The 20,067-nt window shown below is 69.7% G+C and carries 20 protein-coding genes, 1 pseudogene and 1 riboswitch; of the genes and pseudogenes, 13 read left to right on the top strand and 8 right to left on the bottom strand.

Features of this window, described 5'->3' with window-relative positions; all coding sequences use genetic code 11:
• Window positions 1-48: 48 nt before the first annotated feature.
• The 8 genes from FCN22_RS07120 (at window position 49) to FCN22_RS07085 (ending at window position 8,456) form a co-directional block, all read left to right on the top strand.
• On the top strand, window positions 49-459 hold the full coding sequence (locus tag FCN22_RS07120) for a VOC family protein (RefSeq protein ID WP_137120849.1): 411 nt from the start codon (window positions 49-51) through the stop codon (window positions 457-459).
• Window positions 460-555: 96 nt separating this feature from the next.
• On the top strand, window positions 556-2,934 hold the full coding sequence (locus FCN22_RS07115; protein WP_137120848.1) for an ATP-binding cassette domain-containing protein: 2,379 nt from the start codon (window positions 556-558) through the stop codon (window positions 2,932-2,934).
• Between the two features lie 362 nt (window positions 2,935-3,296).
• The gene (locus FCN22_RS07110) at window positions 3,297-3,626 is read left to right on the top strand and encodes a fibronectin type III-like domain-contianing protein (protein ID WP_137120847.1); all 330 of its coding nucleotides are present in this window, start codon (window positions 3,297-3,299) and stop codon (window positions 3,624-3,626) included.
• A gap of 317 nt (window positions 3,627-3,943) precedes the next feature.
• The gene (locus tag FCN22_RS07105) at window positions 3,944-4,360 is read left to right on the top strand and encodes a VOC family protein (RefSeq protein WP_137120846.1); all 417 of its coding nucleotides are present in this window, start codon (window positions 3,944-3,946) and stop codon (window positions 4,358-4,360) included.
• Between the two features lie 120 nt (window positions 4,361-4,480).
• Window positions 4,481-4,930 carry a CBS domain-containing protein gene (locus FCN22_RS07100; protein WP_137120882.1) on the top strand — a complete coding sequence of 150 codons (450 nt, stop codon included), beginning with the start codon at window positions 4,481-4,483 and terminating at the stop codon, window positions 4,928-4,930.
• Between the two features lie 52 nt (window positions 4,931-4,982).
• Window positions 4,983-6,089 carry a pyruvate dehydrogenase (acetyl-transferring) E1 component subunit alpha gene (pdhA, locus tag FCN22_RS07095; protein WP_137120845.1) on the top strand — a complete coding sequence of 369 codons (1,107 nt, stop codon included), beginning with the start codon at window positions 4,983-4,985 and terminating at the stop codon, window positions 6,087-6,089.
• A complete protein-coding gene (locus FCN22_RS07090) occupies window positions 6,086-7,078 on the top strand; it encodes an alpha-ketoacid dehydrogenase subunit beta (RefSeq protein WP_137120844.1) in 993 nt (330 codons plus the stop codon). The genes pdhA and FCN22_RS07090 overlap by 4 nt, the downstream gene beginning before the upstream one ends.
• A gap of 10 nt (window positions 7,079-7,088) precedes the next feature.
• Window positions 7,089-8,456 (top strand): dihydrolipoamide acetyltransferase family protein, encoded by a 1,368-nt coding sequence (locus FCN22_RS07085; protein ID WP_202911451.1) that lies wholly within the window; start codon window positions 7,089-7,091, stop codon window positions 8,454-8,456.
• Between the two features lie 104 nt (window positions 8,457-8,560).
• Here FCN22_RS07085 and FCN22_RS07080 read toward each other — a convergent pair whose 3' ends face one another.
• Both FCN22_RS07080 and FCN22_RS07075 read right to left on the bottom strand, forming a co-directional pair.
• Window positions 8,561-9,043 (bottom strand): OsmC family protein, encoded by a 483-nt coding sequence (locus FCN22_RS07080; RefSeq protein ID WP_137120843.1) that lies wholly within the window; start codon window positions 9,041-9,043, stop codon window positions 8,561-8,563.
• Between the two features lie 209 nt (window positions 9,044-9,252).
• Window positions 9,253-9,383: riboswitch (SAM riboswitch) on the bottom strand.
• A 150-nt stretch (window positions 9,384-9,533) separates the two neighbouring features.
• The gene (locus FCN22_RS07075; protein WP_137120842.1) at window positions 9,534-9,707 is read right to left on the bottom strand and encodes a CsbD family protein; all 174 of its coding nucleotides are present in this window, start codon (window positions 9,705-9,707) and stop codon (window positions 9,534-9,536) included.
• 112 nt (window positions 9,708-9,819) lie between these two features.
• Between FCN22_RS07075 and FCN22_RS07070 the strand changes: the two genes are divergently transcribed.
• On the top strand, window positions 9,820-10,398 hold the full coding sequence (locus FCN22_RS07070) for a peroxidase-related enzyme (protein WP_137120841.1): 579 nt from the start codon (window positions 9,820-9,822) through the stop codon (window positions 10,396-10,398).
• Window positions 10,399-10,483: 85 nt separating this feature from the next.
• Window positions 10,484-11,905 (top strand): MFS transporter, encoded by a 1,422-nt coding sequence (locus tag FCN22_RS07065; RefSeq protein WP_238384571.1) that lies wholly within the window; start codon window positions 10,484-10,486, stop codon window positions 11,903-11,905.
• A 27-nt stretch (window positions 11,906-11,932) separates the two neighbouring features.
• Here the strand turns inward: FCN22_RS07065 and FCN22_RS07060 are convergent, their stop codons facing one another.
• Window positions 11,933-12,514, bottom strand: coding sequence for an HhH-GPD-type base excision DNA repair protein (locus FCN22_RS07060; RefSeq protein ID WP_137120840.1), 582 nt, complete (start codon window positions 12,512-12,514; stop codon window positions 11,933-11,935).
• 51 nt (window positions 12,515-12,565) lie between these two features.
• On the bottom strand, window positions 12,566-13,471 hold the full coding sequence (locus FCN22_RS07055; protein WP_137120839.1) for a LysR family transcriptional regulator: 906 nt from the start codon (window positions 13,469-13,471) through the stop codon (window positions 12,566-12,568).
• 6 nt (window positions 13,472-13,477) lie between these two features.
• Here FCN22_RS07055 and FCN22_RS07050 point away from each other — a divergent pair.
• Window positions 13,478-14,329: pseudogene (locus FCN22_RS07050) on the top strand (EamA family transporter); the annotation flags it as partial.
• Window positions 14,330-14,419: 90 nt separating this feature from the next.
• Here the strand turns inward: FCN22_RS07050 and FCN22_RS07045 are convergent.
• The 3 genes from FCN22_RS07045 to FCN22_RS07035 all read right to left on the bottom strand — a co-directional run bounded on the left by FCN22_RS07045 (window position 14,420) and on the right by FCN22_RS07035 (window position 16,498).
• Window positions 14,420-14,788 carry a TIGR03618 family F420-dependent PPOX class oxidoreductase gene (locus tag FCN22_RS07045; RefSeq protein WP_238384578.1) on the bottom strand — a complete coding sequence of 123 codons (369 nt, stop codon included), beginning with the start codon at window positions 14,786-14,788 and terminating at the stop codon, window positions 14,420-14,422.
• Between the two features lie 143 nt (window positions 14,789-14,931).
• Window positions 14,932-16,059, bottom strand: coding sequence for a carboxylate-amine ligase (locus tag FCN22_RS07040; RefSeq protein WP_137120837.1), 1,128 nt, complete (start codon window positions 16,057-16,059; stop codon window positions 14,932-14,934).
• Window positions 16,060-16,063: 4 nt separating this feature from the next.
• Window positions 16,064-16,498, bottom strand: coding sequence for an OsmC family protein (locus FCN22_RS07035; protein ID WP_137120836.1), 435 nt, complete (start codon window positions 16,496-16,498; stop codon window positions 16,064-16,066).
• A gap of 17 nt (window positions 16,499-16,515) precedes the next feature.
• On the opposite strand from FCN22_RS07035, the gene FCN22_RS07030 reads away from it, so the two are divergent.
• Window positions 16,516-17,136 (top strand): histidine phosphatase family protein, encoded by a 621-nt coding sequence (locus FCN22_RS07030; RefSeq protein WP_238384570.1) that lies wholly within the window; start codon window positions 16,516-16,518, stop codon window positions 17,134-17,136.
• 88 nt (window positions 17,137-17,224) lie between these two features.
• Here the strand turns inward: FCN22_RS07030 and FCN22_RS07025 are convergent, their stop codons facing one another.
• Window positions 17,225-18,712 (bottom strand): glutamate-cysteine ligase family protein, encoded by a 1,488-nt coding sequence (locus FCN22_RS07025; RefSeq protein WP_137120835.1) that lies wholly within the window; start codon window positions 18,710-18,712, stop codon window positions 17,225-17,227.
• Between the two features lie 144 nt (window positions 18,713-18,856).
• Between FCN22_RS07025 and FCN22_RS07020 the strand changes: the two genes are divergently transcribed.
• Window positions 18,857-20,059, top strand: coding sequence for an exonuclease SbcCD subunit D (locus tag FCN22_RS07020; protein ID WP_137120834.1), 1,203 nt, complete (start codon window positions 18,857-18,859; stop codon window positions 20,057-20,059).
• The last annotated feature ends 8 nt before the right edge of the window (window positions 20,060-20,067 follow it).

Genomic DNA, 20,067 nt, shown 5'->3' with positions numbered 1-20,067 from the left:
CAGGAATCGAGAAGCAGCCGTCCTCGAGCCGCCGCTAATCTGGCCGACATGGACCTCACCATTCACACCACTGTCCTTCCCCACGATGACCCGGAGGCGTCAGTGGCGTTCTACCGCGACACGCTCGGTTTCGAGGTACGGATCGACGTCGGCAAGGGAACGATGCGCTGGATCACGGTGGGGCCCGAGGGCCAGCCAGGCACCTCCATCCTCCTGGCTCCGCCGGTCACCGATCCCGGCGTCACCGACGACGAGCGCCGCACCATCCTCGAGATGATGGCCAAGGGCACCTACGGCTGGATCATGTTGGCGACGAAGGACCTCGACGCGACTTTCGAGCAGATCCAGGCCAGCCACGCGGAGGTGGTGCAGGAGCCCACCCAGCAGCCGTATGGCGTCCGGGACTGCGCCTTCCGCGACCCCGCCGGCAACCTCGTGCGCATCCAGGAAGTGCACTGAGCCGCGTGGCACGGTGACTCAACGCGACCTGCACACTGGTGAGATCGGCGGCCGGGGACACCTTTCGCCAGCTGTCCCGCACGAGGAGAAGACACGATGAACAGGCCCGCGAAGAAGAACGCACTGCCCGCTGCGGACAGCCACGACCTGCTCCGTGTGCAGGGCGCCCGGGAGAACAACCTCAAGGACATCAGCGTCGAGCTGCCGAAGCGACGGCTATCGGTGTTCACGGGCGTCTCCGGCTCCGGCAAGAGCTCGCTCGTCTTCGACACGATCGCCGCGGAGTCGCAGCGGATGATCAACGAGACCTACAGCGCCTTCGTCCAGGGGTTCATGCCCACACTGGCCCGACCGGACGTCGATCACCTCGAGGGGCTCACCACCGCGATCATCGTCGACCAGGAGCGGATGGGTGCCAACCCGCGCTCGACCGTCGGCACCGCCACGGACGCCAACGCGATGCTGCGCATCCTGTTCAGCCGGCTGGGAGACCCGCACGTCGGGCCGCCGACGGCCTACTCCTTCAACGTGCCCACCCGCAGGGCCAGCGGGGTGATGTCGACGGAGAAGGCTGGCCGAGTCGAGAAGAACGTGGTGAAGCAGGCCGTGTACCTGGGTGGCATGTGCCCGCGCTGCGAAGGCATGGGCCACGTCAGCGACATCGACCTGACGGCGCTCTATGACGACTCGAAGTCGCTGCGGGACGGTGCGCTCACCGTGCCCGGATACTCGATGGACGGCTGGTACGGCCGACTCTTCGAAGGCATCGGACTGCCGATGGACAAGCCGATCGCCACGTTCACCAAGAAGCAGCTCGAGACGATGCTCTACGCCGAGCCGACAAAGATCAAGGTCGAAGGGGTCAACCTGACCTTCGAAGGGATCGTCCCCCGGATCCAGAAGTCCATGCTGTCCAAGGACCCGGAGGCGATGCAGCCGCACGTGCGTCGCTTCGTGGAGAGGGCGGTGGCATTCCAGACCTGCCCGGACTGCGAAGGCACCCGGCTCACGCCGGAGGCGCGGTCGTCGAAGATCCGCGGCAAGAGCATCGCCGACCTGTGCTCGATGCAGATCAGCGATCTGGCCGACTGGCTCCGCGAGCTGGACGAGCGGTCGATCGCCCCGCTGCTGACCGGGCTGCAGCACCTGCTCGACTCGTTCACCGAGATCGGGCTGGGATATCTCTCCCTCGAGCGACCCGCAGGCACCCTGTCCGGGGGAGAGGCCCAGCGCACCAAGATGATTCGCCACCTCGGGTCCTCTCTCACCGACGTTACGTACGTCTTCGACGAGCCCACCATCGGGCTGCACCCGCACGACATACAGCGGATGAACGAGCTGCTGCTGCGACTGCGTGACAAGGGCAACACGGTGCTCGTGGTGGAGCACAAGCCGGAAACGATCGAGATCGCCGACCACGTCGTCGACCTCGGTCCGGGTGCCGGCAGCGCCGGGGGAGAGGTCGTGTTCGAGGGGACGGTGGACGAGCTGCGGAGCAGCGGCACCCTGACCGGCAAGCACCTGGACGACCGCGCCTCCCTCAAGGCCTCGGTCCGCGAGCCGTCGGGTGCGCTGGAGGTGCGCGACGCCCGCACCCACAACCTGCAGGGCGTGGACGTCGACCTCCCGCTCGGCGTGCTGGTGGTCGTCACCGGGGTGGCGGGTTCGGGCAAGAGCTCGTTGATCACCGGCTCGGTGGCAAGCCGGGACGGCGTCGTCTCGGTCGACCAGGGAGCGATCAAGGGTTCCCGCCGGAGCAACCCGGCGACCTACACAGGCGTCCTCGACCCCATCCGCAAGGCCTTCGCGAAGGCGAACGGCGTGAAACCGGCTCTCTTCTCTGCGAACTCGGAGGGCGCCTGCCCAACGTGCAACGGTGCAGGCGTGGTCTACACCGAACTGGGCATCATGGCGACCGTCGAGTCCCCCTGCGAGGAGTGCGGCGGCAAGCGGTTCCAGGCCGAAGTGCTCGAGTACGAGCTCGGCGGCAAGGACATCAGCCAGGTGCTCGCGATGTCCGTCGCCGACGCGCATGCCTTCTTCGGCGACGAGGGCGTGGGTGTGGCTGCCGCCGCGAAGATCCTGCAGCGGCTGGAGGACGTGGGGCTGGGGTACCTGACCCTCGGCCAGCCGCTCACCACCCTGTCGGGCGGGGAGCGGCAGCGGCTCAAGCTGGCAACCCACCTGGGGGAGAAGGGCGGCGTCTACATCCTCGACGAGCCGACGACCGGCCTCCACCTCGCCGACGTCGAGCAGCTGCTCGGCCTGCTGGACCGCATCGTCGACTCCGGCAAGTCGGTCATCGTCATCGAGCACCATCAGGCCGTGATGGCTCATGCCGACTGGATCATCGACCTCGGCCCCGGCGCCGGGCACGACGGCGGACGCCTCGTCTTCGAGGGAACCCCCGGCAAAGTCGTGGCCGACCGCTCCACCCTCACCGGGCAGCACCTCGCGGCCTACGTGGGGGCGTGACGGCGAGGTCCGTGCCGGCGCCTTCGGCGCCCTCGGGTGCCAGAGCGCTGCGATCACGGCACTATGGGGTCGGCGGCATGCTCCGCACCCGAATCCATGAAGGAAGTGATCCGCGTGCCACAGCACAACGGCAGTGACGACCGGACCCGGCTCTGGGAGGACCAGACGAAGAGCCCGCGCCGCCGTGCCGAGGCGCTCGTCGCGGCGATGTCGCTCGAGCAGAAGATCGCGCAGCTGCACGGCGCCATGGAGACCATCGACATCTACGAGCTCAGCCGTCGGGCCCAGGAGGCCGGCGAGGACCTGGACTCGCTGGCGGAACCCCGAGCCCGCCCGCCACGTCACTACCCACGACGATCGGGTTGGCCGCCGGCTTCGACCGCGAGCTGGCGCGCGACTATGGGTCGATCATCGGATCCGAGACGGCCACTCTCGGCCAGCACGTCCTCGAGGGCCGGGGGCCTGCCTGCACCGCACGGCGGTGGCCGGGCTGCGGGCCGAGAACCAGCCGCCGAAGCGGCTCGTCGGGGTTCCAGAAGCTGCTGGTCGACCCGGCCGCGACGCACCATCCGTTGTCGGTGTGGAGCCACGCGGAAAGGGACTTCGTGGTCCAACCCGGTGACTACACCGTGTATGTCGGCACCTCCAGCCAGGACACGGCCTTCAGCGACAGCTTCACCGTCACCCGATGATGGGCTCCGCGATGCCACGTGCGGAAGGCAGCGATTGATGGCAGCGCCAGCAGTCCCGAGACCCTCGTGTAGAGACGCCGATAATCGACATTATGTCAACTAAAGCGATCCCACTGCACCACCGGTCGTGCGCCAACGAGGTCACTCCCCTGATCTGGATCGGGCCGGTTGGAGCGCAACTCGCGCTGGCGTTACTTCGGTGAGCGGGCGTCATACAGGTGTGTCGTTCGGCGTGTCGTCGAGTAATGCCAGCGTCAGTTGCGACAGCGTCGGGCAGAACCGATTCCAGCCGCCTGTGACCCGCGCGAGGAGTTGCCATGGCCACCTATCCCCGATTCCTGCACACGGTGCTGGACACGACCGACGCCCGTGGACTGGCCGAGTTCTATCGCGATCTCCTGGGCCTGCGCTACCGGCCCGGTGACGAGCCGCCGACTGACGGCAGCCAGGACACGGACGCGGACTGGCTGGTGCTGGTGGACGACCAGGGCCGCCGCGTGCTCGCGATCCAGAAGGTCGAGCAGCTGACCCCGTCGACCTGGCCGTCTCATGCGGTCCCGATGCAGCTGCACATCGACTACAGCGTCTCTGATGTCGACGAGCTCGAGCGGCACCGGGCGCGCGCCGAGCTGCTCGGCGCGCGAGTCCTGCTCGATCGCACGGACGACCTCGACGAACCGCTCTACGTGCTGGCCGATCCGGCCGGCCACCCGTTCTGCCTCCTCGTCGCCTGAATCGACCCGGACGAGACGTGGGGTGTGTGCCCCGGCTTCGCACTCCCCTGCCGATAGACTCTCAGCGTGTCACCTGAATCCAGCGTCTCCGGGCACCCTGCGACCACTGCGGGAGAGATCATGACGTCTCCGGTGATCACGGTGTCCCTCGAGTCGACGGTCGGTGCGGTCGCAGACACGCTGCGAGCCAACCGGATCAGCGGCGCGCCGGTCCTCGGGTCGAACGGCGCACTGGCGGGTTTGGTCAGTGAGTACGACCTGCTTGCCCGTTCGGGCACCACCGCGGCGGATGTCATGACCAAGAGCGTGATCAGTGTCAGCACGGGCACGCTCATCTCGGACGTGCGCCACCTGCTTGTGGATCGGCGGATCCGGCGCGTCCCCGTCGTGGAGGGCGGCACACTGGTCGGCATCGTCAGCCGCGGTGACGTCATCGCGCTGTTGGCGACGGAGTGGGTGTGCCAGGTCTGCGGTGAGTCGGTCCGTGGCGACCGCGCCCCGGAGACGTGCCCACGCTGCCACGCCACGAGCAACCGGTTCGACCTCGTGGAGCAGTCCCCCGGATTCTGATGGTCAGCACTCAGGTGGTCGCACGGCATACGACCGGCAGACAGGAGAGGTGATGGCGAGCAGGACAAAGGGCAAGGCCGACTCCGGTTTCGCGCCCCCGGATCTTCGCGCCGAACCGCCCGCGACCCTCCGCGACTACTACCGACAGATGACCTTGATCCGGGCGTTCGAGCTGCGGGCCAACGAGATGTACCGACGCGCGAAGATCGGTGGCTACTGCCACCTGAACCTCGGCGAGGAGGCGACGGTCGTCGGCCTCATGTCGGCGCTGGAGAAGCGCGACTACCTGTTCACGACCTACCGGGACCACGGATATGCGCTCGCTCGAGGGCTTGCCCCCGGCGCCGTCATGGCCGAGTTGTTCGGGAAGTCGACCGGAGTCTCCAAGGGCCTCGGCGGCTCGATGCACCTGTTCGATGCCAAGGCGCGGATGCTCGGCGGCTATGGCATCGTGGGTGGGCAGATCCCGCCGGCCACCGGCGCCGCCAAGGCTCTGACCTATCGCGGGGACCCCGGCCCCGACGCCGAGGCCGTGATGTGTCTGCTCGGTGACGGCACCACCAACATCGGCGCCTTCCACGAGTCGCTGAACCTGGCGGCCATCTGGCACCTCCCGATCGTCTACGTCATCGTGAACAACAGGCTCGGCATGGGCACCACGGTGGAGCGTGCCTCGGCCGAGCCGGAGCTGTTCAAGCGGGGCTGTTCCTACCGGATGCCCGGCGAACGCGTCGACGGCGACGACCCGGTGGCCGTCCGCGAGGCAGCCCGCGCGGCGCTGACGCGGGCACGCACCGAGCGTCAGCCGTCCCTCCTGGAGACCATGAGCTACCGGCTCAAGGGCCACTCCGTGGTGGACCCGGCCACCTACCGCTCGCGGGAGGAGTCGCAACGGGTCCGCGACCTCGACCCGCTTCCCGCCTTTCGCAGCCGGCTCATCGAGGCCGGCGTCCTGGACGACGACGACGCGAAGGCGCTCGAGGAGGAAGCCGAGCAGCAGGTCGCCGAGGCGGTGGACTTCGCCGACAAGAGCCCGGACCCCCAGGTGAAGGACCTGTTCAACTACGCCTACGCGACGGACGTTGCCAACGCGTCGAGGCGCCTCCCTGCTGAGCCCGTCTTCCCCGTTGCCGACGACTCGACCGGAGGTGCCTCATGACCGAGATGACCTACCGGCAGGCGTTGCACGACACCCTGCGAGCCGAGATGCTGCGCGACGACGCGGTCGTCCTCCTCGGCGAGGAGATCGGGATCTTCGAGGGCTCCTACAAGATCACCGCGGGCATGCTCACCGAATTCGGCGACCAGCGGGTCATCGACACGCCGATCGCCGAAGAGGGCTTCACCGGCGCCGCGGTCGGTATGGCGATGCTCGGCCTGCGCCCGGTCGTGGAGATCATGACGCTCAACTTCACCCTGCTGGCGATCGACCAGATCGTCAATCACGGCGCCAAGATCTTCGGTATGTTCGGCGGCCAGACCTCGGTGCCCATGGTCATCCGGACTCCCGGTGGCGGCGGGCAGCAGCTGGCGGCTACGCACTCGCAGAACCTCGAGGTCTGGTATGCCCACGTCCCCGGTCTGAAGGTCGTCGCGCCCTCCAACCCGGCCGACGCCAAGGCCCTGCTCACCGCGTCCATCCGCGACGACGACCCCGTCCTCTTCCTGGAGAACCTGTCCCTCTACAACACCAAGGGCGAGGTGCCGGACGGTGAGCAGGTCGGGGAGATCGGCCGCGCCGCCATCGCCCGGGAGGGCTCCGACATCACGGTCATCAGCTACTCGCGGGCCACCCTCATCGCGCTCGAGGTGGCCCGTCAGTTCGAGTCCGAAGGCGTCTCCGTCGAGGTCGTCGACCTGCGCAGCCTCCGGCCCCTGGACCGGGAAACGGTCTGCGCATCGGTCCGCAAGACCACCCGAGCCGTGGTCCTCGAGGACGACTGGCTGACCTACGGGGTGGGCGCGGAGATCGCCGCGACCATCCAGGAGGGAGCCTTCGACCGGCTCGACGCGCCGGTGCGGCGCGTGGCTGCTGCGGAGGTCCCCCTCCCCTACGCCAAGCCCCTGGAGAATGCTGCCCTGCCGACCGCCCAGGACCTGACGAAGGTCGTGGGCGAGGTCCTCGACGCGACCAGGTTCACCCGCTAGGAGAGATCACATGCCTGACGTGCTCATGCCTCGCCTGTCCGACACGATGACCGAGGGCGTCGTCTCGCAGTGGCTCATGTCCGAGGGCGACGAGGTCCACCGCGGCGACGTCCTCGCCGAGATCGAGACCGACAAGGCCACCATGGACCTGGAGGCCTACGACACCGGCACGCTGACACGGATCATCGCCCAGGCCGGCTCCACCGTGCCGATCGGCGAGCCCCTGGCGGTCATCGGTGAGCCGGGCGCGGTCAGTTCCTCCGGATCCGGGGACGATCAGCAGGCCACCGGCGGCGAGAGCGAATCCGACGCCAGCGGAGCGAATTCCGAGGCGGCCAGGTCGGAGGACGCCGAGACCCAGGCCGGACAGGAGGCGGCGTCCGCCTCGACCGAGTCACAGGCCCCGCCATCGGCGGAGCCGACCGGCCGACAGGGTGCCCCGGCGGCCACGCGCACGCCAGCCGACCAGATCCGTGCGACGCCGCTGGTGCGCTCCCTGGCTCGTGAACGCGGCATCGACCTCACCACCGTTCGGGGGTCCGGCCCCGGCGGCCGGATCGTCAGGGCCGACCTGGACACGGTCCTCACCGGTCAGGGGGCTGGCGAGGACGCCACCGCACCGGCACCTGCGACGTCGACGCCTGCACCCTCCGCACCCTCTACACCCTCCGGGCCTGCCCCCACCGCTGGCCCCGACGACGAGACGGTGCCCCTCAGCCAGATGCGTCGCGTCACCGCACAGCGGCTGACCGAGAGCGCCGCCGCGCCACACTTCCACCTAACCATGCCGGTCGACCTGACCGCCCTGCTCGCCTTCCGCAAACAGCTCAACGAGCAGCTCACCGACGACGGGGTCCGGGTCAGCGTGACCGACCTGCTGGTGCGTGCGTGCGCAGTGGCCCTGCGATCCCACCCGGAGGTCAACGCTGCGTGGGCCGGCGACCACATCATCCGGCGGGGTCACGTCAACGTGGGCATCGCGGTCGCCATCGAGGACGGTCTCATCGTCCCGGTCGTCACGGATGCGGACCGCAAGACGCTCCGGGAGATCGCCGAAGAGGCGCACGACCTCGGGGACCGCGCCCGTGCCGGCAAGCTCAAGCTCGACGAGTTCACCGGTGGCACCTTCACGGTGAGCAACCTTGGGATGTTCGGCATCACCGAGTTCACCGCCGTGATCAACCCGCCCGAGGCAGCCATCCTCGCCGTCGGCGCCGGGGCCCCGGCACCGGTGCTGAAGGACGGCGAGCTCAGCACCACCACCATCATGCGATTGAACCTGACCGTCGACCACCGCGTCCTCGACGGCGCCACCGGCGCGAGGTTCCTGCGCGACCTGGTCCGCCTGCTCGAGCAGCCGCTGCGGATCGTCACCTGACGGCCTGCCACGAGGACGATCCGGAGCAGGACCGCAGGGCACCTTCCCGGCCACGACCACGCGTCGCTGCCGGGAAGGCGCCGGTGCGGTGGGCTACGAAGGCTTCAGGCGGTCGCGTAGGTGGAGCGCACGGGGACCGTGCCGGCGAGGCTGTCCAGCACCGGGCAGTGCTTCTCGACCGCGTCGATGAGTTCCTGGTAGCGCTCGGGGCTCTCCGGCCCGGTGAGCTGCACCGAGACGTCGACCGACGAGAACCCGGGTCGCACCTCGTCATCCAGCCCCAAGAAGCCGCGCAGGTCGAGTTCACCGGTCAACGTCACGTCGACGTCGTCCACGGTGATGCCCAGCTGGGCGGCCCAGACCTGGAAGGTGATCACCTGGCAGGAGCCGAGCGCCGCCAGCAGGTGCTCCACGGGGTTCGCGCCGAGGTCCGTGCCGCCGAGGGTGGACGGTTCGTCGATCGTGAAGGCGTGGCGGCCAGCCCGGACGGACACCTCGGTGGGTGTTCCCGACACATGGCTGGCGAGCACCTCGGGGTGGATGAGCTGGGGCTCGTGGGTGGTCGTGGTGGTGGTCGTGGTGGTCATGGTGCCTCTCTCCGGGCAGGGCGACGCAGCGGCATACCGCGTGCCATTCGTGCTGTGAATTGGGGGCGTCACCGACCTGCGTCGGCTCGCGTGGGCCGCAAGGGCGCTCGGGCGGTCAGTGGCGACAACTGCTGCTGGTGACGCGAGAGAGGTCGACGTGGCGTCGACGCGTCAGCAGCAGGGCGATCGTGTGGGACATGATGTGGTCTTCCTCATCTCTCCCGCAGTGCGGGACGGACGTGGCACCTGTCGACCGCTGGCCTCCGGTGGAGGCCGACCAGCATGCGGTCGGGTTGCCGGGGCTTCAGCGGGCCGTTCCCTCTGCCCCTCGGGATGAGCGGTATTCGGTTGTAGCACAGGAGATTACCGACGCACGTAGAGCTCGCGCACTCGATGGCCACAGAATGAGACAGCCGTGCTCCGCGGAGCACGGCTGACCGGGCACAACTCCGCCCGACGTCCCGTGGGTGGGGCGCCGGGCGGGCCGTCGTCACTTGTTGAAGACGTCCTTGACGTCGTCACCGACCTTCTTGACCTTCGCAGAGGTCTGGTCCGTCTGACCCTCGGCCTCGAGCTGCTCGTCGTCGGTGGCCTTACCGGTACCTTCCTTGACCTTGCCCTTCGCGTCTTCCGCAGAGTGCTTCATCTTGTCGCTGAGTCCCATGTCGAGCCTCCTCCTCGGCGTGTCTCGCCTGCCCGCACAGTACCCAGCCGACGCGGTCGTACACCCCTTGTGGGGCGCCGATCTTCGCAGCGGGAAGTGGCACCATCGAGCCATGTCCACACGGTTTCCTCCCGCCCAGCTCTCCGACGTCCCTGACGACATCCGGGAGGCCATCCTCCAGGTGCAGGAGAAGTCGGGCTTCGTCCCCAACGTCTTCCTGCTGCTCGCCCGCCGTCCCGCAGAGTTCCGCGCATTCTTCGCCTACCACGACGCGCTCATGGAGAGAGAGGAATCGCACCTGACCAAGGGCGACCGCGAGATGATCGTGGTCAGCATCTCCGGCATCAACCGGTGCACCTACTGCGTTGTCGCGCACGGTGCGCTGCTGCGGATCTTCGAGAAGAAACCTCTCGTCGCCGACCAGGTCGCGGTCAACCACCACACCGCCGACATCACGCCGAGACAGCACGCGGTGCTCGATTTCGCGCACAAGGTCAACACCCACAGTCACGACGTCGGGGACGCCGACTTCGCGGCCCTGCGCGAACACGGGCTGGACGACGAGGACGCGTGGGACATCGCCGCCATCACCGCGTTCTTCGGGCTGAGCAACCGGGTGGCCAGCGTCACCCGCACGATGCCGAATCCGGAGTTCTACCTCATGGGGCGGGTCCCCCGGGAGAAGAAGTAGCGTCGCCGGCGACGGGGCCCGCCACCGTTGCGGGAGGGCGCAAACTGATTGACCTCAAGTCCGGTTGAGGCTCTACAGTCCCCCTGTGCTGACCGATCCCGCGCTCGCACCGGACCACCCGGTGGACAGAGTGCTCGGCGCACGCTTCCGTTGGATCACCATCGGCATGTGTGCGCTGGTGTTCCTCGCTGCCTTCGAGGCCCTGGCGGTCACCACCGTCATGCCGACCATCAGCCGGGAGCTCGACGGCGCGTCCCTCTACGCACTCGCGTTCGCGGGGCCGCTCGCCGTCGGCGTCATCGGCATGGTGCTCGCGGGAAACTGGTCGGACCGCGCCGGCCCCACTCCCCCGCTGTTCACGGCCGTCGGTCTCTTCGCCACGGGGCTGCTGCTGGCCGGCCTGTCGCACACGATGCCGATGCTGGTGGTGGGACGCCTCGTCCACGGACTGGGTGGGGGCGGCCTGACGGTGGCGCTCTACGTCATGCTCGCGCAGATCTATCCCGCCCGCCTGCATCCGAGCATCTTCGCGGGATTCGCTGCGGCCTGGGTGATTCCCTCGCTCATCGGACCCTTCGCAGCAGGGCTCGTCGCGCAGTACATCGGCTGGCAGTGGGTCTTCCTCGGCGTCATCGTGCTCGTGGTACCCGCGATGATCATGGTGCTCCCTGCCTTGCGCATGGTGGGCCGCCCGGCGCCGGCGACAGACGTCCCGTGGAGCCTCAAGCGCCTGTCCTGGTCGGCCATCGCCGCCGGCGCGGTGCTCGCCGTCGACCTCGTCTCGCCGCTGCCGACCGCCCTGCGGTGGATCTGCACGATGGCTGCGGCCGCGCTGGCCCTGCTGGCGCTCCGGCCCCTGCTCCCCCGCCACACCCTGCGGGCGGCGGCCGGTCTGCCGACCGTGATCCTGCTGCGAGGTCTGGTGGGCGGTGCCTTCGGCAGCGCCGAGGTCTACCTGCCCTACCTCCTGACCAGGCACTACCGGTGGACGCCGTCGGTCGCCGGACTGGCGCTGACCGCAGGCGCGCTCGCCTGGTCGGTCGGCTCAGCGATCCAGGGCCGGTATGCCGTGCAGCTCACCCACCGACGCGCGGTGAGCATCGGCGCGGTGCTCGTCTCCATCGCGATCGCGAACACGTGGGTGACGACCATCGTCGGACTTCCGGCGCTCGTGGCCGTGGTCGGCTGGACCCTGGGTGGCTTCGGCATGGGCCTGACCTATCCACGGCTGTCGACCAGCATGCTGGCGCTCTCGAGCGAGCGCGACCGTGGCTTCAACAGCTCGGCACTCGCCATCGCCGACGCCATCGGCTCGGCGCTGGCGATCGCAGCGGCCGGGCTGGCCTTCGGGCTGCTGGTCGGCACGGGGGGCCGCTGGCCCTTCGTGGGCGCGCTGGCCGTCGCGCTGGCTTTGGCGGTGGTCGCACTTGCGGTGCTGGGTCGCCTGCCAGGCGGCCGCGTCGGGTCCGGCCCGAAGACGGCGCCCCCGGAAGGGAGCGACGGATGAGCCCGACCGCAGCCGGACCGACCCGGTTCAGTCCTTTGCCTTGGCGGCGGCTTTCGCCTGCTTCTTGAACGTGCGCACCTTCTGCAGCGACTCCTCGTCCACCACGTCCGCGACCGAGCGGAACGAGCCCTCGTCGCCGTAGGCACCGGCCGCCTCCCGCCACCCCTCGGGAGCGACACCGAGCTGCTTGCCGACGAGTGCGGCGAAGATCCTCGCCTTCTGCTCCCCGAAGCCGGGCAGGGCCCGCAGCCGGGCCACCAGGTCCTTGCCGTTCTTCGCCTCCGTCCAGATCCGCTCTGCCTGTCCCTCGTACTCCTGCACCACGACGCTCGCCAGGGCCTGGATGCGAGCCGCCATCGAACGCCCGTAACGGTGCACCGCCGGTGGTGTCGCGCACAGGTCGGCGAACGCCTCCGGCTCGGCGGCGGCGATCGCGGCCGGGGCCAGCGTCCCGAAGCGCTCCAGCACCTTGGCCGGTCCGCGGAAGGCGTGCTCCATGGGGAACTGCTGGTCGAGCAGCATTCCGGTGAGCAGGGCGAAGGGATCCTTGCTGAGCAGCTCGTCGGCGGCAGGCTCCTGGGCGATGCGCAAGGTCGGTGAGGTGGCCATGCGGGCAGTCTAGGTCGGCTGAGCCGCCGGCGGGCGGGTCGAAGCCCTGCCTCACGCTCCCATCTGCGTCACGGCGTCCGCGACCCGGACGAACGCGTCCAGGACGCGCCGCACAGCCAGCCGCTCGGCTCGGTCGCGTCGCATGACGGCGAAGACGTAGCGCCTGGAGGGGATCCCAAGCAATGGTCGAAGAGCCAGACCGCGCTCCTCCCGCGTGGTGAACCGTGGCAGCACCGCGAGGCCCTGCCCAGAGGCGACCAGGGCCTCGATGAGCCTGTTGTCGCGCAAGCGCTGGGTGACCCGCAGGCTGTTTCCGGTCTTCCGCTCGATCGCCTGCAGCACCGTGTCGAAGGGATAGCCGACAGGCACACCGATCCAGTCCTCGTCCACGAGATCCTCGGCGCTGACCGCCTGCCGCCGGGTGAGTGGGTGCTTGGCAGGGAGGGCGATGTCGAGCGGCTCCCGGACGAGTCGTACGGCCCGCAGGCCCTCGGTCCCGGCCGGAGCACGGCTGGTCAGGCTGTGCGCCAGCACGATGTCGTGATCGGCCACCAGCCCACCGAACTCGGCCTCGGCCAGGTCCACGTCGGTGCAGCGCAGCTCGATCCGCTCCCCGCGAAGCTCGTGCATCACCTGGGGAAGCAGGAAGGTGGCGGCGCTCGGCAGCATCGCGAGGGCCACGGCGCCGCTGGGAGCATTGCGGAACTTGTCCCACGTGGCCTGCACCCGCTCGACCGCCTCCGCGACCTCGAGGCCACCGCCCGCCAACAGCCGGCCGGCCTCGGTCAACCGCAGCCCGCGACCGGCCGGTTCCACCAGCATCGCACCGAATTCACGAGATGCCACCTTCAACTGCTGCGACACCGCCGAAGGCGTGCGGCGCGTGGCTGCGGCGACGGCCGTCACACTCCCCCGCTCGGCCAGGTCACGCAGCAGCTCGAGGTGCCGAACGTCCATGTAGCGATGCTACACAATAGGTGCACATCTATTCGCTTGTGCTCAACTCCGGTTCAAGGTGATTCTGGAGCAATGCCGCTCAGCCACCGGGCCCTCGCCGCCTCCGTCGCGGTGATGTGGGGCCTGAACTTCCTGGCGATCCACCTGTCGCTGGAGCACTTCCCGCCGCTCTTCCTCGTCGCCCTGCGCTTCGGGCTCATCGCCGTCCCGACCGTGCTGCTCGTGCCTCGCCCGCACGTGCGGCTGCGGTGGCTGGTGGGTTACGGCCTGGGCTTCGGCACCCTGCAGTTCCTGTTCCTCTACTGGGGCATGGCTGCGGGCATGCCGACCGGGCTCGCCTCGCTGGTGCTGCAGGCCTCCGCGCCGTTCACCGTCGTGCTGGGTGCCACGGTGCTTCGCGAGCGCGTCTCCGGTCGCCAGGTGGCCGGCATACTCATCGCCGTGGCCGGCCTGGCCCTGGTCGGGTCGTACCGGGCCGAGGTGGCCGACCTCACGCCCTTCCTGCTCACCCTCGCCGGGGCCTTCGGCTGGGCGGTCGGCAACCTCTGCAACCGTCAGGCGCGTCCTCCGAGTCCGCTGCACCTCACCCTGTGGATGTCGGTCGTGCCACCGCTCCCGATGCTCGCCCTGGCCCTGGCGTTCGAGGGGCCGCACCGCATCGGCACATCTCTCGCCACCGCCGGCAGCGCCGCCGCAGTCCCCGCCCTGCTCGGCCTGCTCTACACGGTCGTCATCGGCACTGTGGTGGGCTCGGGCGTGTGGACGTGGCTGATGGCCCGGCACCCCGCCGGGATCGTCGCGCCCTTCTCGATGCTCGTGCCGGTGGTCGGCATGTCGGCCGCGTGGTTGCTCCTGGACGAGTCGGTGAGCCGCACCGAGATCGTCGGCGGCCTCATCGTGGTGACCGGGGTGCTGCTGGGCAGCGCGCGCCGCCGGACCGGTCGGAAGTCAGCTGTAGGCGCCCCAGCCGTGCCAGCGCTCGACCTCGATCCAGGCGCTCACGCGGGGACGCTCCCGGTTGGGGTAGGCGTCTCCCCCGTAGAGCCGGGAGAGCCGGTCGATGTCGGAGAGGTCGGTGTCGTCGGCGAACTCGACGACCCGGCCCTGGACGCTGACGTGGTCGTACCAGTTGCCCTCGGCGAGCGCGGTGAGCGAGACCCGAGGGTCGGCACGTAGGTACTTCAGGCGCGCACGTCGGGCATCCATGTTGACGAGAATCCGGCCGTCTTCCTCGACGAGGTACCACGTGGCGACGGAGACAGGCTGACCGTCCGCGCGAACGGACGTGATGACGGCGGGATTGGGCTGCCGGAGCATTTCGAGCGCGTCGGCTGAAAGCGGTGCTGCTGGCATATCGGCTCCTTCGGTCCGAGAGCGCCGTCAGTGCCCCCGCGGACCAGACCGGGGACGGCGCCCAGTGGTCGTCTCGACGTCAGGTTAGTGACCGAGGCGGCTGCGGCTCACTGCCGGGTCGCCTCGGCTGCCGACAGCACCACCGACCGCAGGTCACCGCCACGCTCGAACGCCGCACGCTGCTGGTGCGCCCCGGTGCCCTCGGTGAGGATGCGTTTGACTCCGTCGACGACCCAGGACTGGTCACCGGTGGAGTGCAGGGCGTCGAGGACGTGCTCCACCAGCTTGCCGACCACGTCGCCGGCCGCCCGGGGCCGTCCGGTCAGGGGATCGAGCAGCGGCCCGTCGACGGAGGAACGGCCGGCGCGCCAGTTGGCCAGGCGCAGGACCGCCGTCGGCACGTCGGCCGGAGCCTGGCCCGCTCGCCACTCCCGGGCGGCGGTTTCCACCAAGGCGCGCGTCAATCCGGCGATGACAACTGAGTCGCGCACGTCGAGGCAGATGTCCGCAACCCGGATCTCGACGGTGGGATAGCGCTCGGAGGACCGGGCGTCGAACGAGACCATAGCGGAGTCCAACAGCACGCCGGTGGCCACCATCGCCTCGACGATCCGCCGGTAGTCCTGGACGGATCCGAACACGTCCATCGGCCCGTGGGAGGGCCACCGGCTCGCCACCTGGGAGCGGAAGCTGGCGTATGCCGTGTCCTCGCCCTGCCAGAACGGCGAGTTGGTGCTGAGGGCCAGCAATACCGGCAGCCAGGGGCGAATGCGGTCGAGCACCGCGATCGCCTCCTCGTCGGACTCCACCGAGACGTGGACGTGCGCGCCACAGATCAGCTGCTGCCTCGTGGTCAGGCCGAGGTGTCCGATCATCCGCTGGTAACGGGCGACCGGCATGACCTCCGCATCCACCGGTAGCGGCGAGGTGGCCAGTGCCGCAACGCGTGCCCCGCTGCGACGGGCACGCCGGTCGGCCTCCGCCCGACGCGACCGCAGCTCGTCCACCAGGTCACCCAGCCGTTCCCGGGGTTGGGTGTGGGTCTCGATCTGTTGCCGATGCAGCTCGGCTTCGAGCACTTGCTCGGACTGCTCCTCCCGATCACCGTCCGGGGACGAGCGCCGTTCGTCGGCGGCGAGCTCCTGGAGCACGACGTTGGCGACCGCCCTGGCAGCGCCCGTCTCGGCGTCGACCAGGAGGAGCTCCTCCTCGATCCCGACGGTGCGTGCGGCCACCGGGTCAGTGCCCGCTCTCGATGTGGACACGCACGGGCGCGGACAGCTCCACCGTGCGGCTGACCGTGCAGAGGCGGTCGTGCGACTTGCGCACCGCGTCAGGCAGCAGGTCGCGGGCGGCATCGCCGTCGTCCCCCTCGGGGAAGCGCACCCGGAAGACCATGTCGACCGGGCCGAGGTGGTTGCCCTGGTCGTCCCGCACCTTTTCGGCCCCCACGGTCACGTCGAACGTCTCCGGCTCCGCCCGCCGAGTGGTCAGGATGTCAACGTCGACGGCCGAGCACCCGGCGATCGCGGCCAGCAGCAACTCGACCGGGGTGAAGTCGTCATCCGCACCACTGCCGAAGGCGAGCTCGCCCCCGCGGGCGTTCGCGGCGACATACCGGCCTGAGCTGGTGCGCGTGAGAGAGACGGAGCGGTGGGCGTCAGACGTGGCCATGGGCCTAGCCTGCCAGAGTGACGACCACGGGAATCCCCCAGCCACCCCCCGGCAAGCTCGTGCTGTTGCGCCACGGCGAGACCGAGTGGTCCCTCTCCGGCAGGCACACCGGACTCACCGACTTGCCCCTCACCGAGAACGGTGAGATGGCGGCCCGGGCGACCGCGCCGCTGCTGGCGAGCCGCGACTTCGCGCTGGTCCTCACCTCTCCCTTGCAGCGCGCCCGGCGTACCGCAGAGCTCGCCGGCCTCACCGGGGCGCAGGTGGACGAGAACCTCCTCGAGTGGGACTACGGCGGCTACGAAGGTCGCACGACCGAGGAGATCCGCGCCGAGCTCGGCTACGACTGGAACGTCTTCCACCAGGGCGTGGTGCCGGGCGACACGCCGGGCGAGACTGTCGAGGACGTCGCGGCCCGCGCCCGCAAGGTCATCGACCGCGCACTGCCCGCCCTGGCGGAGGGCGACGTCGCACTGGCCGGGCACGGACACTGCCTGCGCATCCTCGCCTCCGTGTGGTTGCGGCAGGAGCCGCGGTTCGGCGCCCAGCTCGACCTGCACGCCGGATCGGTGAGCGTGCTGGGCCACAAGCACGAGGATCCCGCGATCGTCACCTGGAACCGCTCCCCCCGCCTCTGACCCTCGCCCCGACCTGCCCGTCCCGCTCCTTCGTGAATGCCGGGAATGCCGGGACAGGGCACACCAGCAGGCGCGCCACGGCGCAGTCTCAGCCGCCCGGGAGCTTCCAGGTGTGGACCGGCTCGTTGCTGTGCATCCCCTCGACGTAGCGCTCCAGCATCGCGCGCAGCGCGGCCACCCGGTCCAGTCCCTGCGCCTCGAGGCGCTCGACCGCGGCCACCTGCCACGCCGAGCCGTTCACTCCGGACCTGCACCGGTCGGCGATCACGCCGAGGAAGCGGTCGCGCACCGCCGCAGACACGCCCCAGCGCGCGAGCCCCTCGTGGGCCAGCGGCAGCAGGTGCCGCAGCACCAGCTCGGGGATCGGCACTTCGCCGTATCCCGGCCAGTAGACCCGGGCGTCCATGCCGCGCTGGGCGGCCGACCGGAAGTTGTCCGCGGCCGCGGCGAAGCTCATCTGCGTCCAGACCGGACGATCCTCCTCCGCGAGCATCCGCAGCGTGCCGTAGTAGAACGCCGAGTTGGCCATGGTGTCAACGATGCTCGGGCCGGCCGGCAGCACGCGGTTCTCGACGCGCAGGTGCGGGCGGCCCTTGACGATGTCGTAGATCGGCCGATTCCAGCGGTAGACCGTGCCGTTGTGCAGCCGCAGCTCCGAGAGGCGTGGGGCCTCGCCCGCCTCCAGCACGGCCACCGGGTCCTCGTCGCTCACCTCGGGCAGCAGCGACGGGAAGTAGCGGACGTTCTCCTCGAACAGGTCGAAGATCGAGGTGATCCACCGCTCCCCGAAGAAGACGCGCGGGCGCACTCCCTGGTTCTTCAGCTCCACGGCCCGGGTGTCGGTCGCCTGCTCGAACAACGCGATTCGCGTCTCGGCCCACAGCCGCTTGCCGAAGAAGTACGGCGAGTTGGCACCCAAGCCGATCTGCGGGCCGGCGAGCGCCTGCGCCGCGTTCCAGTGGGGCGCGAAGTCCTGCGGCGCGACCTGCAGGTGCAGTTGCACGGAGGTGCAGGCGCTCTCCGGGGCGATCGTGTCGGAATACATCGCGAGCCGCTCGCCGTCGGGACCCTCGATGTCGATGAACAGGTCCTCGCCGCGGGCGATGAAGATGGCGTCGTTGAGCGCCGCGTAGCGGGCGTTGGCGCTCATCCACTCCGCGTGGAAGTCGTCGGGCATGAGGGTGGGCAGGATGCCCACCGTGACGAGGCGCGCGCCGGTCTCGTTGGCCTTGCTCTCGGCGTGGTTGAGGCTCGTGCGCAGGTCCTCCTCCAGCACCAGCGCCGCGTCCCCGGGCAGCGGCCGGGGATTGACGTTGAGCTCGATGTTGTACTGCCCGAGCTCGGTCTGGTAGCCCGGGTCGGCGATGCTCTCGAGCACCGCGGCGTTGGTCATCGTCGGCTGGTAGTCGGTGTCGACCAGGTTGAGCTCGATCTCCATGCCGGTCATCGGCCGCTCGAACTCGAAGACGCTCGTCGCGAGCATGCGCTCGAACACGTCGAGATCCTGCTGCACCTTCTCGCGATAGCGCTGCCGCTGCTCGCGCGTGTATGCCGTGCCGGTGACGTCCTCGCCCATGGAGCCTCCTGTGCCCGCGCATCTGCCAGCGCTTGTGCTCGACCCAACCACAACCTGCCCGTGCGGGGAAGGAGTTGGCCCCGGTTCGACCGGCGCGCCGCCCAAATGAGCCGGTCTGTCGGCGGACCGTCCTAGCCTGCGGGTGTGCGCCTGATCCACACCTCCGACTGGCACCTGGGGCGGTCCTTCCACCGGGTGGGACTGCTCGATGCCCAGGCGACGTTCATCGACCACCTGGTCGAGGTGGTCCGTTCCGAGTCGGTGGAGGCCGTGCTCGTGTCCGGCGACATCTACGACCGTGCGCTGCCGGGCCCCGACACCGTGGCGCTCCTGTCCGAAGCGGTCCGGCGGATCATCGACGCGGGCGCCCAGGTGGTGCTCTCCAGCGGCAACCACGACTCCGCGATCCGGCTGGGCTTCGCCGCGGAGCTGCTGGGCCGGGCAGGTCTGCACATCCGCACCACCGTCGACACCATCGGCACCCCGGTGCTGCTCGGCGACGTCGCCGTCTATCCCCTCCCCTACCTGGAGCCGCCGGCCACGGCCACCCACCTGGGCGCCGCCGAGGTCACGCACGCCGGCGTGCTCCGCGCCGCGATGGCCCGGGTGCGCGCCGACCTCGAGGGGCGCGCCACCCGCTCGGTCGTGATGTCGCATGCCTTCGTGACCGGCGGAGCCTCCAGCGACTCCGAGCGCGACATCAGCGTCGGCGGCGTGAGCGCGGTGCGCCCCGAGACGTTCCAGGGGGTCGACTACGTGGCGCTGGGGCACCTGCACGGACCGCAGCGGGTCACCGACTCCGTGCGCTACTCCGGGTCACCGGTCGCCATGTCGTTCAGCGAGGCCGACCACACCAAGGGTTCGTTCCTGGTCGACCTGTCCGGCGCCGAGCCGATGGTGACCGCGATCGAGGCGCCGGTGGCCAAGCCACTGGCCAGGCTGCGCGGCACGCTCGAGGAACTGCTCGCCGATCCTGCCCACACCACCGCCGAATCGGCTTGGTGCCAGGTCACTCTCACCGACCAGACGCGCCCCCGGGGCGCGATGGAGCGGCTGCAACGCCGGTTTCCCGGCACGCTGTCGTTGCAGTTCGACGGGCCGACGCCGTTCTCGCAGGCACGGTCCTATGCGGGCCGACTGCGCCGGCGCGACGACCTCGAGGTCTGCTGTGACTTCCTCGAGCACGTCCGTGGTGGCGCCGGTGCCGACGAGACCGAGCGGGCGCTGCTGGCCGAGGCGGTGGAGCAGTCGCGGCGCGAGCGCAGCCGCCGTGACGACGAGGGAGCAGCCGGGACCGATGGTGCGTCCGAGGTCGGCGCCCGGTCGGGCGATCGGGGCGTGGCATGAAGCTGCAC

It is taken from the genome of Segeticoccus rhizosphaerae, assembly GCF_005222685.1.
Lineage (GTDB): Bacteria > Actinomycetota > Actinomycetes > Actinomycetales > Dermatophilaceae > Segeticoccus > Segeticoccus rhizosphaerae.
This window is presented reverse-complemented; position numbering and strand designations above follow the sequence as displayed.

Excerpts from the sequence above, each read along its gene's own strand:
- FCN22_RS07120 (WP_137120849.1), top strand. The coding sequence starts at position 49 with ATGGACCTCACCATTCACACCACTGTCCTTCCCCACGATGACCCGGAG.
- FCN22_RS07115 (WP_137120848.1), top strand. The coding sequence starts at position 556 with ATGAACAGGCCCGCGAAGAAGAACGCACTGCCCGCTGCGGACAGCCAC.
- FCN22_RS07105 (WP_137120846.1), top strand. The coding sequence starts at position 3,944 with ATGGCCACCTATCCCCGATTCCTGCACACGGTGCTGGACACGACCGAC.
- FCN22_RS07100 (WP_137120882.1), top strand. The coding sequence starts at position 4,481 with ATGACGTCTCCGGTGATCACGGTGTCCCTCGAGTCGACGGTCGGTGCG.
- pdhA (WP_137120845.1), top strand. The coding sequence starts at position 4,983 with ATGGCGAGCAGGACAAAGGGCAAGGCCGACTCCGGTTTCGCGCCCCCG.
- FCN22_RS07090 (WP_137120844.1), top strand. The coding sequence starts at position 6,086 with ATGACCGAGATGACCTACCGGCAGGCGTTGCACGACACCCTGCGAGCC.
- FCN22_RS07085 (WP_202911451.1), top strand. The coding sequence starts at position 7,089 with ATGCCTGACGTGCTCATGCCTCGCCTGTCCGACACGATGACCGAGGGC.
- FCN22_RS07080 (WP_137120843.1), bottom strand. The coding sequence starts at position 9,043 with ATGACCACCACGACCACCACCACGACCACCCACGAGCCCCAGCTCATC.
- FCN22_RS07075 (WP_137120842.1), bottom strand. The coding sequence starts at position 9,707 with ATGGGACTCAGCGACAAGATGAAGCACTCTGCGGAAGACGCGAAGGGC.
- FCN22_RS07070 (WP_137120841.1), top strand. The coding sequence starts at position 9,820 with ATGTCCACACGGTTTCCTCCCGCCCAGCTCTCCGACGTCCCTGACGAC.
- FCN22_RS07060 (WP_137120840.1), bottom strand. The coding sequence starts at position 12,514 with ATGGCCACCTCACCGACCTTGCGCATCGCCCAGGAGCCTGCCGCCGAC.
- FCN22_RS07055 (WP_137120839.1), bottom strand. The coding sequence starts at position 13,471 with ATGGACGTTCGGCACCTCGAGCTGCTGCGTGACCTGGCCGAGCGGGGG.
- FCN22_RS07045 (WP_238384578.1), bottom strand. The coding sequence starts at position 14,788 with ATGCTCCGGCAGCCCAATCCCGCCGTCATCACGTCCGTTCGCGCGGAC.
- FCN22_RS07035 (WP_137120836.1), bottom strand. The coding sequence starts at position 16,498 with ATGGCCACGTCTGACGCCCACCGCTCCGTCTCTCTCACGCGCACCAGC.
- FCN22_RS07025 (WP_137120835.1), bottom strand. The coding sequence starts at position 18,712 with ATGGGCGAGGACGTCACCGGCACGGCATACACGCGCGAGCAGCGGCAG.